General features: G+C 70.0%; 12 protein-coding genes. 8 read left to right on the forward strand and 4 right to left on the reverse strand.

The window, feature by feature from the left end; genetic code table 11:
• Positions 1-38 precede the first annotated feature (38 nt).
• On the forward strand, positions 39-1,169 hold the full coding sequence (locus EDC29_RS03205) for a PQQ-dependent sugar dehydrogenase (protein WP_132228527.1): 1,131 nt from the start codon (positions 39-41) through the stop codon (positions 1,167-1,169).
• A 553-nt stretch (positions 1,170-1,722) separates the two neighbouring features.
• On the opposite strand, the gene EDC29_RS03210 is transcribed toward EDC29_RS03205, so the two are convergent.
• The 3 genes from EDC29_RS03210 to EDC29_RS03220 all read right to left on the reverse strand — a co-directional run bounded on the left by EDC29_RS03210 (position 1,723) and on the right by EDC29_RS03220 (position 5,958).
• Entirely contained in the window at positions 1,723-2,943 is a 1,221-nt protein-coding gene (locus EDC29_RS03210; RefSeq protein ID WP_123141152.1) for an argininosuccinate synthase, read from the reverse strand.
• A 442-nt stretch (positions 2,944-3,385) separates the two neighbouring features.
• Positions 3,386-4,288 carry a universal stress protein gene (locus EDC29_RS03215; RefSeq protein WP_123141151.1) on the reverse strand — a complete coding sequence of 301 codons (903 nt, stop codon included), beginning with the start codon at positions 4,286-4,288 and terminating at the stop codon, positions 3,386-3,388.
• Positions 4,288-5,958 (reverse strand): cation:proton antiporter, encoded by a 1,671-nt coding sequence (locus tag EDC29_RS03220; RefSeq protein WP_132228529.1) that lies wholly within the window; start codon positions 5,956-5,958, stop codon positions 4,288-4,290. The genes EDC29_RS03215 and EDC29_RS03220 overlap by 1 nt, the downstream gene beginning before the upstream one ends.
• Before the next feature lie 229 nt (positions 5,959-6,187).
• Between EDC29_RS03220 and EDC29_RS03225 the strand changes: the two genes are divergently transcribed.
• The 3 genes from EDC29_RS03225 to EDC29_RS03235 all read left to right on the forward strand — a co-directional run bounded on the left by EDC29_RS03225 (position 6,188) and on the right by EDC29_RS03235 (position 8,404).
• Positions 6,188-7,006 (forward strand): UDP-2,3-diacylglucosamine diphosphatase, encoded by an 819-nt coding sequence (locus EDC29_RS03225; protein WP_132228531.1) that lies wholly within the window; start codon positions 6,188-6,190, stop codon positions 7,004-7,006.
• Positions 7,007-7,059: 53 nt separating this feature from the next.
• A complete protein-coding gene (locus tag EDC29_RS03230; protein ID WP_123141150.1) occupies positions 7,060-7,422 on the forward strand; it encodes a phenylpyruvate tautomerase MIF-related protein in 363 nt (120 codons plus the stop codon).
• Between the two features lie 199 nt (positions 7,423-7,621).
• Positions 7,622-8,404 (forward strand): GNAT family N-acetyltransferase, encoded by a 783-nt coding sequence (locus EDC29_RS03235; RefSeq protein WP_123141149.1) that lies wholly within the window; start codon positions 7,622-7,624, stop codon positions 8,402-8,404.
• On the opposite strand, the gene ampD is transcribed toward EDC29_RS03235, so the two are convergent.
• The gene (gene ampD, locus EDC29_RS03240; protein ID WP_123141148.1) at positions 8,293-8,847 is read right to left on the reverse strand and encodes a 1,6-anhydro-N-acetylmuramyl-L-alanine amidase AmpD; all 555 of its coding nucleotides are present in this window, start codon (positions 8,845-8,847) and stop codon (positions 8,293-8,295) included. The two genes, EDC29_RS03235 and ampD, sit on opposite strands and share 112 nt — an antisense overlap.
• A gap of 212 nt (positions 8,848-9,059) precedes the next feature.
• Here ampD and EDC29_RS03245 point away from each other — a divergent pair, with 212 nt between their 5' ends.
• Genes EDC29_RS03245 through EDC29_RS03260 form a run of 4 tightly spaced genes read left to right on the forward strand, consistent with a single transcriptional unit; the run spans position 9,060 to position 15,111 of the window.
• Positions 9,060-10,547: a B12-binding domain-containing radical SAM protein gene (locus EDC29_RS03245; RefSeq protein WP_132228535.1), complete on the forward strand. Its 1,488-nt coding sequence runs from the start codon at positions 9,060-9,062 to the stop codon at positions 10,545-10,547.
• Positions 10,540-11,547 carry a glycosyltransferase family 2 protein gene (locus tag EDC29_RS03250; RefSeq protein ID WP_123141146.1) on the forward strand — a complete coding sequence of 336 codons (1,008 nt, stop codon included), beginning with the start codon at positions 10,540-10,542 and terminating at the stop codon, positions 11,545-11,547. The genes EDC29_RS03245 and EDC29_RS03250 overlap by 8 nt, the downstream gene beginning before the upstream one ends.
• Positions 11,544-13,694 carry a molybdopterin-containing oxidoreductase family protein gene (locus EDC29_RS03255; RefSeq protein WP_132228537.1) on the forward strand — a complete coding sequence of 717 codons (2,151 nt, stop codon included), beginning with the start codon at positions 11,544-11,546 and terminating at the stop codon, positions 13,692-13,694. Before EDC29_RS03250 ends, EDC29_RS03255 begins: the two co-directional genes overlap by 4 nt.
• The gene (locus tag EDC29_RS03260) at positions 13,675-15,111 is read left to right on the forward strand and encodes a sugar transferase (RefSeq protein ID WP_132228539.1); all 1,437 of its coding nucleotides are present in this window, start codon (positions 13,675-13,677) and stop codon (positions 15,109-15,111) included. The genes EDC29_RS03255 and EDC29_RS03260 overlap by 20 nt, the downstream gene beginning before the upstream one ends.
• Positions 15,112-15,121 lie beyond the last annotated feature (10 nt).

Consider the following 15,121-nt stretch of genomic DNA (forward strand, 5'->3'; position numbering starts at 1 on the left):
GCGGCCCGCAGGAGTGGAGGCACATGGATGGAGGCCTGATGCGTCGCTGGACAGTGGTGCTGTGCGCGCTGCTCGGCGCCCTCGCGGTCGAGGCCGCGCCACCCGAGGCCCAGGGCTGGCGCGCCGAGGTGGTGACGCGCGGGCTCGAACACCCCTGGGCGATCGCCTGGCTGCCCGACGGCACGGCGCTGATCAGCGAGCGACCGGGCCGGCTGCGTCGGCTCGCGACCGACGGCCGGCTCGACCCGAGGCCGATCGAGGGCGTGCCCGAGGTGCTCGCCGAGGGGCAGGGCGGTCTGCTCGACGTCGCCCCACACCCCGACTTCCGTCGCAACCGGCTGGTCTATCTCAGCTATGCCGAGGGTACGACCGGCGCCAATCGCACCGCCCTGGCGCGCGCGCGACTGGTCGACGGCGCGCTGCGCGATCTTGAACGTCTCTATGCCAACCCCGACACCAAGCGCGACACCCAGCACTTCGGCTCGCGCATCCTCTGGCTCGACGACGACAGCCTGCTGCTCAGCATCGGTGACGGCGGTAACCCGCCGATTCGCTTCGCCGGCGGACTGATCCGCGAGCAGGCGCAGCGTCTCGACAGCCACTTCGGCAAGATCCTGCGGCTGCGCGCCGACGGCAGCCCCCATCCCGACAACCCCTGGTTCGCCGCCGGCGGCGCGCGCGCGGCCATCCACAGCCTCGGGCATCGCAACATCCAGGGTCTCGCCCGCGACCCGGCGAGCGGGCGGGTGTGGGCCAACGAGCACGGCGCGCGCGGTGGTGACGAACTCAATCGCATCATCCCCGGCGCCAACTACGGCTGGCCCGAGGTCACCACCAGCCACGAGTACTGGGGACCGGCGATCTCCAGCGTCCACCAGCGCGTCGACGTCACCGCGCCGCTGCTCGAATGGACCCCCTCCAAGGCGCCGAGCGGGCTCGCTTACTACAGCGGACGGCACTTCCCGGCCTGGCGCGGCGACCTGTTCAGCGGCGCGCTCAAGTTCGGCGAGGTGCGGCGTATCGACCTGGAGGACGGCGCGGTGGTGGGCGAGGAACGGCTGACCATCGGCACTCGGGTACGCGACGTGCGCGAGGGCCCCGATGGCCACCTCTACGTCCTCACCGATGCGCCCGACGGCGCGTTGCTGCGGATCGTCCCGGATGGATAGCGCGCGGGGCTAGCGTTCAGCGATCAGCCGCCAGCCGCCAGGGGATTGAACCGCAAAGACCCAAAGGACACGAAGAAAGCGACCAGCCTCCAGCAAACAGCCTCCAGTGTCGGTATGCGGTCAACCACGACGCGACGAGATAACCCTGCCCCCTCACTGGAGGCTGGCGGTTCGAACCAGCTTCCAGCCTCCAGTCGGGGAGACTGCGCCTTGCCCGGTCTGCGGATCTGCAGACCGTCCGCTTGCTTTGCGTCCTTCGCGCCTTGGCGGTTCAATCTTCTGGTCGCTGGTCGCTGGTCGCTGGTCGCTGGTCGCTGGTCGCTGGTCGCTGGTCGCTGGTCGCTGGTCGCTGGTCGCGCCTTTCGCTGGGCACGCGACGCTTTGCCCAGCCTACGCACTGATATGAGCCTTCAGCTTTGATCCAGCGGGGAGGGTTTGGCGCTTGTGGCTGGCGGCTGGCGGCTGGTAGCTGGAGGCTGAGGGCCTTTCTCTCTGGAGACCGTCGCCGCGGGGCGCGGCGACGGTGGCCCGGCCCGAGGGGCCGGGTGGGGGATCAGCCGCGCTTGCGGCCGGCCACGCGCAGGCGCAGCGAGTTGAGGCGGATGAAGCCGGTGGCGTCGGTCTGGTCGTAGGCGCCGGCGTCCTCCTCGAAGGTCGCGATCGACTCGTCGAACAGGCTGTTGGTCTCGGAGCGACGGCCGAGCACGCTGACGTTGCCCTTGTAGAGCTTGAGACGGACCACGCCGTTGACCACCTGCTGGCTCTCGTCGATCGCCGCCTGCAGCATGCGCCGCTCGGGGGCGAACCAGTAGCCGTTGTAGACCAGGCTGGCGTAGCGCGGCATCAGCTCGTCCTTGAGGTGCGCGGCCTCGCGATCGAGGGTGAGCGACTCGATGGCGCGGTGCGCCTTGAGCATGATGGTGCCGCCGGGGGTCTCGTAGCAGCCGCGCGACTTCATGCCGACATAGCGGTTCTCGACGATGTCGGCGCGCCCGATGCCGTTGGCCCCGCCGATGCGGTTGAGTTCGGCGAGCACCTCGGCCGGGCTCATCGCCTTGCCGTCGATGGCGGTGATGTCACCGCGCTCGAAGGTCAGCTCGATCTCGGTGGCCCGGTCCGGGGCCTGCTCGGGCGAGACGCTCCAGCGCCACATCGCATCGCCGGGCTGGGTCCAGGGGTCCTCGAGGTCGTAGCCCTCGTAGGAGATGTGCAGCAGGTTGGCGTCCATCGAGTAGGGCGACTTGTTGCCCTCGCGCTTCTGCTCGACGCCGATGCCGTGCTTGGCGGCGTAGGCCATCAGCTTCTCGCGCGAGAGCAGGTCCCACTCGCGCCAGGGGGCGATGATCTTGATCTCGGGGTTGAGCGCGTAGGCGCCGAGCTCGAAGCGGACCTGATCGTTGCCCTTGCCGGTGGCGCCGTGGGAGATGGCGTCGGCACCGGTCTCGGCGGCGATCTCGATCAGGCGCTTGGCGATCAGCGGACGCGCGATCGAGGTGCCGAGCAGGTACTCGCCCTCGTAGACGGCGTTGGCGCGGAACATCGGGTAGACGAAGTCGCGGACGAACTCCTCGCGCAGGTCGTCGATATAGATCTCCTTCACGCCCGCCGCCTCGGCCTTGGCGCGCGCCGGCTCGAGCTCCTCGCCCTGACCGATGTCGGCGGTGAAGGTCACGACCTCGCAGCCGTACTCCTCCTGCAGCCACTTGAGGATCACCGAGGTGTCGAGTCCGCCCGAATAGGCCAGAACGACTTTCTTGACTGCGCTTTGCGCCATCGTCTTGCTCCAGAATCGTGAAGGGGTGTTTGCAGGGGCCGGGCGAGCGACTCGCCCTCCCCGGTGGCGGATACCAGTGGCGCGCGGTGCCATGATCGGCCCGACGGTCGCGTCCCGGGTAATCCGCCAGTATAGAACGTCGAGCGGGATCAAGGGGAGGGGCGGAGGGCGGCTTCGGTTCAGTCGTCAGTCTCCGGCTACCAGCCGCCAGCCGCCAGCCGTCAGTCGTCAGTCGTCAGTCGTCAGGGGGATTGAACCGCAAAGGCCCAAAGGGGCGCGAAGGGGATGTTCGGTTGGCAAGGTGCTTGCGGCCAGCCGCCGGCCTCCAGCTACCAGCCGTCAGCCTCCAGTGGGGAAGGCTTGGCGCCGTTGGCAGGAGACGGCAGGCTGGAAGCTGGTGGCTGACGACTGGAGGCTGGGAGCTGGTGGCTGGCGGCTCTCTCTAGGGCCGCACCGCCAGCACCGAGCAGGGGGGCTGGTCGAGGATGGACTCGACGGTGTTGCCGATCAGCAGGCCGGTGAGGCCGCGTCGTGCGGCGGTGCCCATCACCACCAGGTCGGCGTCGAGCTGACCGGCGAGCAGGCGGACCTGCTCGGTGGCCAGTCCGCGGGGCAGATGCAGACGGGGGGTGAGATAGTCGTGGGCCTCGGTGCCGAGGATCTCGCGCAGCATCATGTTGAGCGCCTCGAGTCCGCGCCGGTGACGTATACGCTCGCTCTCGACATAGTCGCGCGGAGAATGGTCCGGTGCATCGGACCAGACACGGAACAGCAGCTCGGCCGGGGCGTCCCAGACGTGTACCAGGTGGAGCGCGGCGAAGTCCGAGAGTGCCAGCGAGCCGGCGAGGGTGAGCAGCCGGCGGTTGAGCGGGGTGTCGATCGAGTCGGGCTGCGCCGGATCGTAGTCGAGCGCGAGCAGGATATTGTCGTAGTTGTCGCGCTCGCGTGGCTGCATCAGCCACACCGGGCAGGGGCTGTTGCGCAGCAGCTGGCGATCGTCGCCGCCGAGGAAGCGTTCGAGCCGCTCCGGGGGCTGGGCGGGGTTGATCACCAGGTCGTGACCGCGCTGCTCGATCTCGCGCAGTGCCTCGCGCGCGAGGGCGCCGACCCGTACCTCGATGCGCAGCGCGCAGCAGTCGTGGTGGGCCGCCAGACGGACCTTCAGCGCCCGTTCGATGCGCGCGATCGTCTCCTGCACGGGTTCGTTCGCCGGTGGTGCGGTCAGCACCGCGAGCACGCTGAGCCGGGCCTGGTTGTTGTGCGCGAGCGTCAGTGCGCGCGCCAGCGCATGCTCCGGCCCGACGCCATCGGCGATGACATAGAGGATGTTCTTGAATCGTTTCATCACATGCCCTCGGCAGCTCCGCCCGCAGGTTGTCCCGGCGCGCAATCCTCACTCAGCCGTTGCGCCGCGCTGCGCGCGGCGTCGGCATAGGGGATGAATACCAGATCCGCCCCCTGTTGTGCGAACCATTGCGCGTCGGCGTCGCTGGTGGCCGAGAGCGCGACCCGGCCTCCATAGCCCTGTTGGCGCAGTCCCTGGAGCAGCAGGCGGTTGATCGCGCGTTCGCGCACCGTGCTCACCACCCAGCGTGCGCGGCTCAGCGGCAGGGTGGCGATCAGCTCCGGATCCTCGATGTCGCCGTAGTGGACGTGGTAGCCGGCGCGTGCCTGGCGGCGCACCACGTCGGGATCGAAGTCGACGGCGAGCACCCGGCGACCGCGCTCGCGCAGCCCGTCGGCCATGACCGCGCCGAAGCGCCCGAGGCCGAACAGCAGGATCTCGGGTTCGCCGGTCTCCTCCGACTCCTGCACGATCTCGCGATGCGGCACCCGGCGCTCGAACCAGACCAGATAGGGCGCGAGCCGCTCGTAGAGCGGGTGCGAGTAGAGGATCAGATAGGTGGAGACGCTGATGGTGACCAGCCCGACCAGGGTGATCAGTCCCAGGGTCTCGGGGGCGAGATGCCCGAGGGCGAGTCCGAGCGCGGCGAGGATCAGCGAGAACTCGCTGATCTGCGCCACCGTCAGCCCGGCGAGGAAGCCGGTGCGGCGGCGATAGCCCATGTAGCCCATGATCGCCATCACGATCAGCGGATTGCCGATCAGCACGAACAGCGACAACACCGCCGCCGCGCCGAGCTGGCCGCCGATCAGCCCGAGTTCGAGCGTCGCGCCCAGCTCGATGAAGAAGAACAGCAGCAGGAAGTCGCGCAGCGTCACCAGCCGCGCGGCGATCTGCTCGCGATAGCGGGTCGAGGCGATCGACACCCCGGCGAGGAAGGCGCCGACCTCGCGGCTGAAGCCGAGGGCGTCGCCGGCGAGTGCGCCGAGCACCGCCCAGGCGATGGCAAACAGCATCAGCAGCTCGGTCGAGCGCGCCAGTCGGTGCAGCAGCCAGGGCAGCACATAGCGCATCAGCAGCGCCACGGTGGCGAGCATCGCCGCCCCCTTGAGCAGGATGGCGAGCGCCTCGCGCACCGGGTGGACGTCGCCCTCGGCCTGGCCGACGGCGGTCAGCGCGATCATCACCAGCACCACCACGATGTCCTGGACGATGAGGAAGCCGACGGCGATGCGCCCGTGCAGCGCGTCGACCTCGCGTTTGTCCGAGAGCAGCTTGACGATGATGATGGTGCTCGAGAAGGTCAGCGCCACCGCCACATAGAGCGCGGCCACCGGCTCCAGCCCGAGCAGCCGGGCGATGACATAGCCCACCGCCGAGGTGAACAGCACCTGGCCAAGGCCGGAGGCCAGCGCCACCGGGCCGACGGTGCGGATGATGTGCAGGTCGAGCTTGAGCCCGACGACGAACAGCAGCAGCGCGATGCCGAGTCGGGCGAACAGCTCGATCTCGCTGCTGTGCGCGACCAGCCCGAAGCCTGCCGGTCCGAGCAGGATGCCGACGGCGATGAAGGCGACGATCAACGGTTGGCGCAGGCCACGCGCGAGCGCGCCGGTGATGGCGGCGACACCGAGGATCAGACCCATCTGCAGGAAGAGGTCATCGCTCATCGGCATGTCCGCCGGTGTGCGGCTCGAGGGTGCTCCTGGGGTTGGGCGGGCTGCAGGGTCGGTCCATGGTCCACCTCGGATGGGTCGCTCTCTCCCCATCGGACCGGTCGCGATTGCGCCGGTTCCCACATTGGTCACCGCCCCTTCACCCCATCTTCACTCGCCATCAACGCCGCGGCAACAGTGTTCGGTGATCCTGTGCGCCAAGCTCATCCAGGCAGGCGATGCGATGACCGAGATCACCCGCATGTCCCCTCTGAAATATCGCAGCATCTTCATCTCCGACGTCCATCTGGGCTTCAAGGGGTGTCAGGCCGAGTTCCTGCTCGATTTCCTCGCCGCCACCCAGTGCCGGCAGCTCTATCTGGTCGGCGACATCGTCGATCTGTGGGCGTTGCGCGGCGGACTCTACTGGCCGGAGGCCCACAACCGGGTGGTCGCCGCGATCCTCGACAAGGCGCGCACCGGCACCGAGGTGATCTATGTGCCGGGCAACCACGACGAGGTGCTGCGCGCCCATCTCGGGCTCGACTTCGGGCGGGTGGCGGTGCGCGACGAGGTGGTCCACACCACCGCCGACGGGCGCCGTTTCCTGGTGCTGCACGGCGATCGCTTCGACGGTGTGATCGAGCACGCCCGCTGGCTCTCACGTCTGGGCTCGCACGCCTACGACCGGCTGCTCGCGCTCAACGCCCAGCTCAGTCGGTTGCAGCGGCTGCTGGGGCTGCGCTACTGGTCGCTGGCCGGTTATCTCAAGCGCAAGGTCAAGAATGCGGTCAACTATATCGGCGACTTCGAGCGGGTGGTGGCCGAGGAGGCCGTGCGCCGCGCGCTCGACGGCATGATCTGCGGTCATATCCATCATGCCGAGATGCGCGACATCGCCGGCGTGGCCTATTGCAACTGCGGCGACTGGGTGGAGAGCTGTACCGCGCTGGTCGAGCATCACGACGGTCGGCTCGAACTGCTGCGCTGGACCGATGCCTGTGCCGAGTCGCTCGGCGACGAGGAGGGGCGTCCGGCGGTGGCGCTGGCGCGGGTCGGCTGACCCGCCGACCCTGGCCTATCATGGGGCGAGATCCCGACCAGAGGAGATGCGCCATGCCCACACTGCAACTGCACACCAATGTCACCGTCGCCCCCGAGCGTCGCGCCGAGCTGCTCGCCCGGCTCTCGGCCGCCGTAGCCGAGTTGCTCGGCAAGCCCGAGTCCTATGTGATGGTCCTGCTCGATGACGGCTGCGCACTGAGCTTCGGCGGCAGCACCGAGCCGACGGCGCTGCTCGAGCTGCTCAGCCTCGGGTTGCCCGAGTCCGAGACCCCACGCCATGCGCGCGCGCTCTGCGCGCTCTGCGAGACGCTGCTCGGCGTCCCCGAGCGACGCGTCTATATCGACTTCCGCTCGCCGCCGCGCCATCTCTTCGGCTGGAACGGCGGGACCTTCCAGGACCCGCGTCGCGACTGACCCTTGCCGCCATCTCCGCGCGCCATTGAACCGCCGTCATCCAGCAAGCATCTAATAGATGCGGTGTAGCTCGGTTGCGGCGATCGGCACGATTGTCGCCCGCGCCGCCCCGTCTCGCCCGCCCCGCCGCGATGCCCGGGGCTATCCCCCGCCCACCCCGGGCGGTCCCTGCCGATCCTTGCGATGGAGGAGTGGAGTCATGGAGGCCCGCGAACTGTCCGACCGGGGCCCCGGTCGCCACCTGGTGCGGTTGCGCGACGGCAGTCGCTGTCTGCTGCGCGCGCTCGGCCCGGAGGATCGCGATTTTCTGCTCGCCTGTTTCGCCGGGTTGTCGCCGGGGTCGCGTCGGCTGCGCTTCTGCGGCATCAAGCGCGAGCTCAACGAGCGCGACCTCGCGGTGCTCGCGGCCATCGACGGACACCATCATCTAGCCATCGGCGCCATCCGTCTCGACGAGCGCGGGATGCCGGGCGAGCCGCTGGGCGTGGCGCGCTGTATCCGCACCGCGCCCGGCGCCGACAGCGGCGAGCTGGCCGTCGAGGTGATCGACGCGGCGCAGCGTCGCGGCGTCGGCACCGCGCTCCTGCAGGCGCTCATCGGTCACGCCCGTGCCGTCGGCATCCGCCGGCTGCGCTGCGAGGTGCTGGCGGCCAACGTCGGCATGCGCGCGCTGGCTGCGCGCCTCGGCGGGCGGCCGCGCTGGCGTGGCGGCGCGCTGCTCGAATACGAGCACCAGCTCGGCGGCGTCGAGCGGCACGAGGTCGTGGCCACTGGCTGGCGTGCGACCTTTGCCCGCTATCGTGTGTGGATGCAGCCGCGGCCACGCTCGTTCGGCGCGCGGCGCTCGCGCGTGCTGGCGCGGCGCGCGGCTCAGAGCGCGCGGCGCAACCGTGCCCAGTCGAAGGCCGGACCGGGGTCGGTCTTGCGCCCCGGGGCGATGTCGGCATGCCCGACGACACGCTCGGGGGTGATCCCCGGATAGCGCCGCCGCAGCGCACGCGCACAACGTCCGAGCTGGTGGTACTGAGCGGCGGTGAAGGGCTGGGTGTCGGTGCCCTCGAGTTCGATCCCGATGGAGAAGTCGTTGCACGCCTCGCGCTCGCCGAAGCGCGAGCGTCCGGCGTGCCAGGCGCGGCGCTCGCAGGGCACGTACTGCACCAGGGCGCCGTCGCGCCGGATCAGCAGGTGGGCGGAGACGCGCAATCCGGCGATGGCAGCGAAATAGGGGTGGGCGTCGGGGTCGAGTCGATTGCGGAACAGTGCGTCGATCCACTCCCCGCCGAACTCGCCCGGCGGCAGGCTGATGTTGTGGATCACCAGCAGGTCGATGGTGGTCGCCGGCGGTCGCTCGTCGCAGTTGGGCGAGGGGCGGGCGAGGGCGCCGTCGAACCAGCCGTCGGTGTCGATCTCGGGGTCGGTGTCCATGGTTGCTGTCTGTCTTCTGTTCGTGTCCGGTGACTGCGTGTTCGGTGTACGCGAAGCACTGATCCTGGTCATTGGGGCGCTTGAAAAGCCTCTGTGTTGGCGGTGCCGTGTACCTTGGCGTGCTATAGTGGCCAAGCTGTATACGAAGCCCCGTTAGGTCTCAGGGATGGTCGTCGGGGAGCCGTCTCGTCCTGATCCGATAGGGAACCGCCGTGCAGCAGACTGCACCCGCGCTCAAGATCGCCTTCGTCAACCCGCCCTATCTGGAGCGGTTCTCGCGTACCCAACGCTCTCCGGCGGTGACCAAGAGCGGCACCCTCTATTTCCCGATGTGGCTCGCCGCCGCTGCCGCGCTCTGCGCCGAGTCGGGCCACGAGATCGATCTCATCGACGCCCCGGCCAGCGGTGCCGACACCGAGGCGGTGCTGGCGCGTCTGGCGCGCTTCGCCCCGCGGCTGCTGGTGGTCGAGACCAGTACCCCGAGCATCGCCAGCGACCTGGCCTTCTGCGCCCGCGCCCGCGAGCGCCTGCCGGCGACCTGCGTGGCGCTGGTCGGCACCCATGCCTCGGCGCGACCGCAGGCGTGTCTGCGCGATGAGCCGGCGGTCGATCTGGTGGTGCTCGGCGAGTACGACCTCGGGGTGCGCGACCTGGCCGCGGCGCTCGCGTGCGACGAGCCGCTCTCCACGGTCGCCGGGCTCTGTTATCGCGACGGCGACAGGCCGCGTCTCGGTGTCGCGCGCGCGGTATTCGAGGACCTCGATCGGCTGCCGCCGATCAGCCCGATCTATCGTCGCTTCCTCGACATCCGCGACTACTTCAACCCCAACGCCATCCACCCGATGGTGACCATCAGCACCAGTCGCGGCTGTCCCAACCACTGCACCTTCTGCGTCTACCCGCAGACCATCACCGGGCACCGGCTGCGACGGCGCTCGGCGGGCCACGTGGTCGACGAGCTGGAGTACATCCGCAGAGCTTTCCCCGAGGCGCGCTCGGTGTTCTTCGAGGACGACACATTTCCCGCCGACCGCGCCCGCTGCGCCGAGATCTGCGAGGAGATGATCCGTCGCGGCTTCGACCTGCCGTGGTCGGCCAACGTGCGCGTCGATGTCGAGCCCGAGACCCTGCGGCTGATGCGTCGCGCCGGCTGTCGCAACCTCTGCGTCGGCTTCGAGAGCGGTGACCAGGCGCTGCTCGATCGCGTGCGCAAGCGTATCACCCTGGCGCAGTCGCGCGCCTTCATGCGCGAGGCCCGCGCGCTCGGGCTGATCGTCCACGGCTGCTTCATGGTCGGGCTGCCGGGCGAGACCCCGGAGACCATGCGCCGGACCCTGGAGCTGGCCATCGAGCTGGCCCCGGACACTGCCCAGTTCTACCCGATCATGGTCTATCCGGGGACCGCCGCCTACGACTGGTATGCGCGCGAGGGGATGCTGGTGACCGAGGACTTCTCGCGCTGGCTCACCCCCGCCGGGCTGCACAACACCGTGGTGCGCAGCGCAGCGCTCGACGCCGAGGCGTTGGTCGCCTTCTGCGACCAGGCGCGGCGGCGTTTCTATCTGCGTCCGCGCTATCTGTGGCGGCGGCTCGGGCTGGTGGCGCGCGATCGCGAGGAGTTCCGCCGTACCTGGCGTGCCGGGCGCACCTTCCTGCGCCATCTGCTGCGCGGCTCGGACATCGAGGCCGGCCATGGCTGAGGCCGCGCCGCGGGTCTCGGTGGTGGTCCCCGCCTATCAGGCCGAGGCGACCCTCGGGCGTTGTCTCGACGCACTCCTCGCCCAGCACACCGCCGCCGATGACTACGAGGTGATCCTGGTCGACGACGGTTCGCGCGATCGCACCGCCGAGATCGCCCGGCGCTATCCGCTGCGCTACGTCCATCAGGCCAACGCCGGTCCGGCGGCGGCGCGCAACCACGGCGCGCGGCTGGCCCGTGGCGAGCTGCTGTTGTTCACCGACAGCGATTGCGTGCCGGCGCCGGACTGGATCGAGCGGATGCGCGCGCCCTTCGCCGATCCCGAGGTGATGGCGGTCAAGGGGGCCTATCGCAGCGATCAGCCGCAACTGGTGGCGCGCTTCGTCCAGCTCGAGTTCGAGCAACGCTTCGCGCGGCTGCGCCGACGCGCGCGCATCGACATGGTCGACACCTATTCCGCCGGTTATCGGCGCGCGGTCTTCGTCGCGCTCGGCGGCTTCGATCCGCGCTTCCCCAAGGCCGACAACGAGGACACCGAACTCTCCTACCGGATGGCCGCGCGCGGCATGCGCATGGTGTTCGCTCCCGACGCGGTGGTCAGCCATCTCGGTCACCCCGATTCGGTCTGGCGCTATGCGCGGCTGAAGTTCTCGCGCGGCTACTGGCGGATGGTGGTCTACAAGCGCCACCCCGGCAAGATGGTCGCCGACAGCTACACCCCGCAGACGCTCAAGCTGCAGATCCTCGCCATCCTTGCGCTCGCCCCGGCGCTGGCGCTCGCGCCCTGGTGGCCGAGGGCGGCGCTGGCGCTCGGTGGTGCGACGCTCGCCGCCTTCCTGCTCAGCGCCACGCCCTTCCTCGCCGCCGCCTGGCGGCGCGATCGCCGGTTGGCGCTGGCCGCGCCGGCACTGCTGCTGGTACGCGCCGCCGCGCTCGGCGGCGGCGCCGTCGCCGGGAGTCTGCTGGGGCGTCTCGGCGCGGGCGCGGGGACGGCTCGATGAGACGCACCCACCGCAGTGTCTGCCGGATCTGTCACGGCGGCTGCGGTGCCCTGGTGACCGTCGAGGACGGACGCGTGGTCAAGGTCGTCGGCGATCGCGACTCACCGATGAACCAGGGTTGGATGTGCGTCAAGGGGTTGCGCACCCCGGAGATCGCCAACCACCCCGACCGGCTGGAGTGGCCGCGGCGCCGCCGCGCGGGCAAGGCCGGCGGCTGGGAGCGGGTGAGCTGGGAGGCGGCGCTCGACGAGATCGCCGAGCGCGTCGCCGCGATCCGCGATCGCCTCGGCCCCGAGGCGATCGCCCTGGGGCAGGGCACCGGGCGTCATCACTACATGCACGTGGTGCGCTTTGCCAACGCACTGGGTACCCCCAACTGGTACGAGCCGGGGCTGGCGCAGTGCTTCATCCCGCGGGTGACGGTGAGCAACCTCACCTACGGCGGCTATGTCACCGGCGACTACTACGGCGACACCCCGCCGGCCTGCATCCTCTTCTGGGGCAGCAACCCGCTGGTCTCCAACCCCGACGGCAAGATCGGCATCGCCATCCGTCGCGCCCTCGATCGCGGTGCGGTCGGCATCGCCGTCGATCCGCGTCGGCACGAGACGGCGCGTCGCTGCGAGCTGTGGCTGGGGCTGCGCCCGGGTACCGACGCGGCGCTGGCGCTGGCGATGATCCAGGTGATCATCGCCGAGCGGCGCTACGACGCCGAGTTCGTCGCGCGCTGGACCCAGGGCTTCGACGCGCTGGCCGCCCATGTCGCCGACTGTACCCCGGCCTGGGCGGCACCGATCACCGGGGTCGCCCCCGAGCTGATCGTCGAGGCGGCGCGCCGCTATGCCGCGCTCCGTCCGGCGGTGCTGGAGTGGGGCGTGGGGATCGAGCAGAACGTCAACGCCCTGCAGACGGTGCGCGCGCTGGCCTGTCTGCGCGCCCTGGTCGGCAGCATCGACGTGCCCGGCGGCGAGCTGCTGTCGATGCAGCGGATGCGCGCCTATCCGACCCTGGCCGAGCAACTGCCGCGCGAGCAGGCGCGCAAGCGGCTCGGCGCCGAGCGCTTCAAGCTGCTCGGTGGCTGGCGCGCCTACATGCCCTCGGCGCACATCCCCACGCTGTTCGCCGCGATGCGCACCGGCGAACCCTATCCGGTCAAGGGGCTGCTGGTGTTCGGCAACAACGCGCTGGCGACCGTGGCCAACGCCCGCGCGGTGCGCCGCAGCCTCGAGTGTCTCGACCTGCTGGTGGTGAGCGAGCTGTTCATGACGCCGACGGCGGAGCTGGCCGACTTCGTGCTGCCGGCGGCCTTCTGGCCCGAGGTCGAGCAGGTGATCGGCTATCCGCTGGCCACCGGCAACCTGGTCTACCACCAACCGGCGCTGACCCGACGCGGCGAGTGCCGACCGGACGAGTGGATCATCGACCAGCTCTCGCGGCGGCTCGGCCTGCCCGACAGCGAGCGTCCCTTCGAGGCGGTGATGGCCCATCAGCTCGAGCCGACCGGGGTCGGTCTCGATCAGCTGCGTCGCCAGGGCGTGCTGCGGCTGCCGCATCGCTACCGCAAGTACGAGACACGCGGCTTCCGCACCCCGTCGCGGCGCATCGAGCTCTACAGCAAGGCGCTCGAACGACTCGGCTACGATCCGTTGCCGAGCCATGTCGAACCGCCCGAGAGCCCGCGCAGCCGCCCCGACCTGGCGCGCGACTATCCCTATGTGCTGATCACCGGCAGCCGTCGGCGCGAGTTCTTCAACAGCGAGCACCGTCAGGTCGCCGGGCTGCGTCGCCGCGCGCCCGACCCGCGCGCCCAGCTCCACCCCGAGGTGGCGCGCGCCGAGGGTATCGCCGACGGCGACTGGATCGCGATCGCCACGCCGCGCGGTCGCATCCGCATGCGCGCCGAGGTCACCCCCGAGATCAATCCCGAGGTGGTGAGCATCGATCACGGCTGGTGGTTCCCGGAGGCGCCGAGCGCGCTCGCCGGGGCGTGGCGCGCCAATGCCAATCTGTTGACCTCCGACGCGCCGCCCTACGACCCGGCCTTCGGCACCTATCAGCTGCGCGGACTCCTGTGTCGCCTCGCCCCCGCGAGCGCGCCCGCCGCCGACGAGATCGACGAGCCCGACGATGATCCAGCACGCGCTTGAGCGTCTCAACCTCTTCCTCGGCGCGCGGGTCGGCGGCCAGCGGGTGCGCTGGTTCGTGCTCGCGCTGGTGGTCACCGACCTCGGCTGTCTCGCACTCAGCCTGTGGCTGGGCTGTCTCTCGCACCGTATCGGCGGGGGCGGGCCGGTCGACGGGGCCACGCTGGGGCTGGTCGGGATGCTGCTCGGTGCCCTGGTGTTCGAGCGCGTCGGACTCTATCGCTACGAGCCGAGCATGATGCGGCTGGTGGAGATCCGCAAGATCATCCGCGCGGTGGTGATCCTCGCCCTGGTGCTCACCGCCTTCGCCTTCTACACCGGCGAGCAGGCGGCGCGGCTCGCGCTGCTCCACGCCATGGGCTGGTTGCTGGTCACCCTGCTGGGCGCGCGCGCCCTGGTCTACCGGTTGCAGCAGTCGCTCTACTCGCGTCGTTTCAACGTCAGCCGGGTGCTGATCGTCGGCGCCGGCGAGGCCGGGCGGATGCTCTACAAGCACATCCGCGAGGCCCCCGAGCTCGGCTACTGGGTCTCGGGGTTCTACGACGAGGACCGCCGCACCCTGGCGCTCGCCGGCGAGGCCGCCGCCGGGCCCGAGGCGCCGGCGCTGATCGCCGAGGCCGACGCGCTGCGCGCCTTCATCGAGCGCGAGCAGGTCACGCTGGTGCTGATCAGCACCCCGATCCGCAGCGCCGGCGAGTGTCACCTCCAGCAGTTGATGCGCCTGACCGAGGGGCTGGCGGTGCGGATCTGCTTCATGCCCTATCTCAGCGGCTATTTCGCCAAGCAGATCCAGTTCATGGACATCAACGGCATCCCCATGGTGACCCTGGGCGCGATCCGCCCCCGGCCCGCCGAGCAGATCAGCAAGCGCCTGCTCGACCTGACGCTGGCGGGGGTGGCGCTGTTGCTGCTCGCGCCGCTGATGATCGCGATCGCGCTGTGGATCCGTCGCGACTCGCCGGGGCCGGTGCTCTTCGTGCAGGAGCGGGTGGGCAAGGACGGCGCGCGCTTCCCGATGTACAAGTTCCGCACCATGCACCTCGACAGCCCCAGGTTCGCCTACTCGCCGACCGTCTCGGACGACCCGCGGATCACCCGCGCCGGGCGCTTCCTGCGCCGCACCAGCCTCGACGAGCTGCCGCAGCTGTTCAACGTGCTCGAGGGCAGCATGAGCCTGGTCGGCCCGCGCCCCGAGATGCCCTTCATCGTCGAACAGGAGTACGAGGAGATCCATCGCGAGCGGTTGCGGGTGAAACCGGGGATCACCGGGGTCTGGCAGATCAGCGGCGACCGCGACAAGCAGATCCACGAGAACATCTCCTACGACCTGTTCTATGTCGAGAACCGCTCGCTGCTGCTCGACGCCATCATCCTGGTACGCACCCTGTTGTTCGCCGTCTCGGCGATGCGTACCTGCTAGCCGCGCCACC

Origin of the sequence: Marichromatium gracile (assembly GCF_004343155.1) — a bacterium.
GTDB classification, from domain to species: domain Bacteria; phylum Pseudomonadota; class Gammaproteobacteria; order Chromatiales; family Chromatiaceae; genus Marichromatium; species Marichromatium gracile.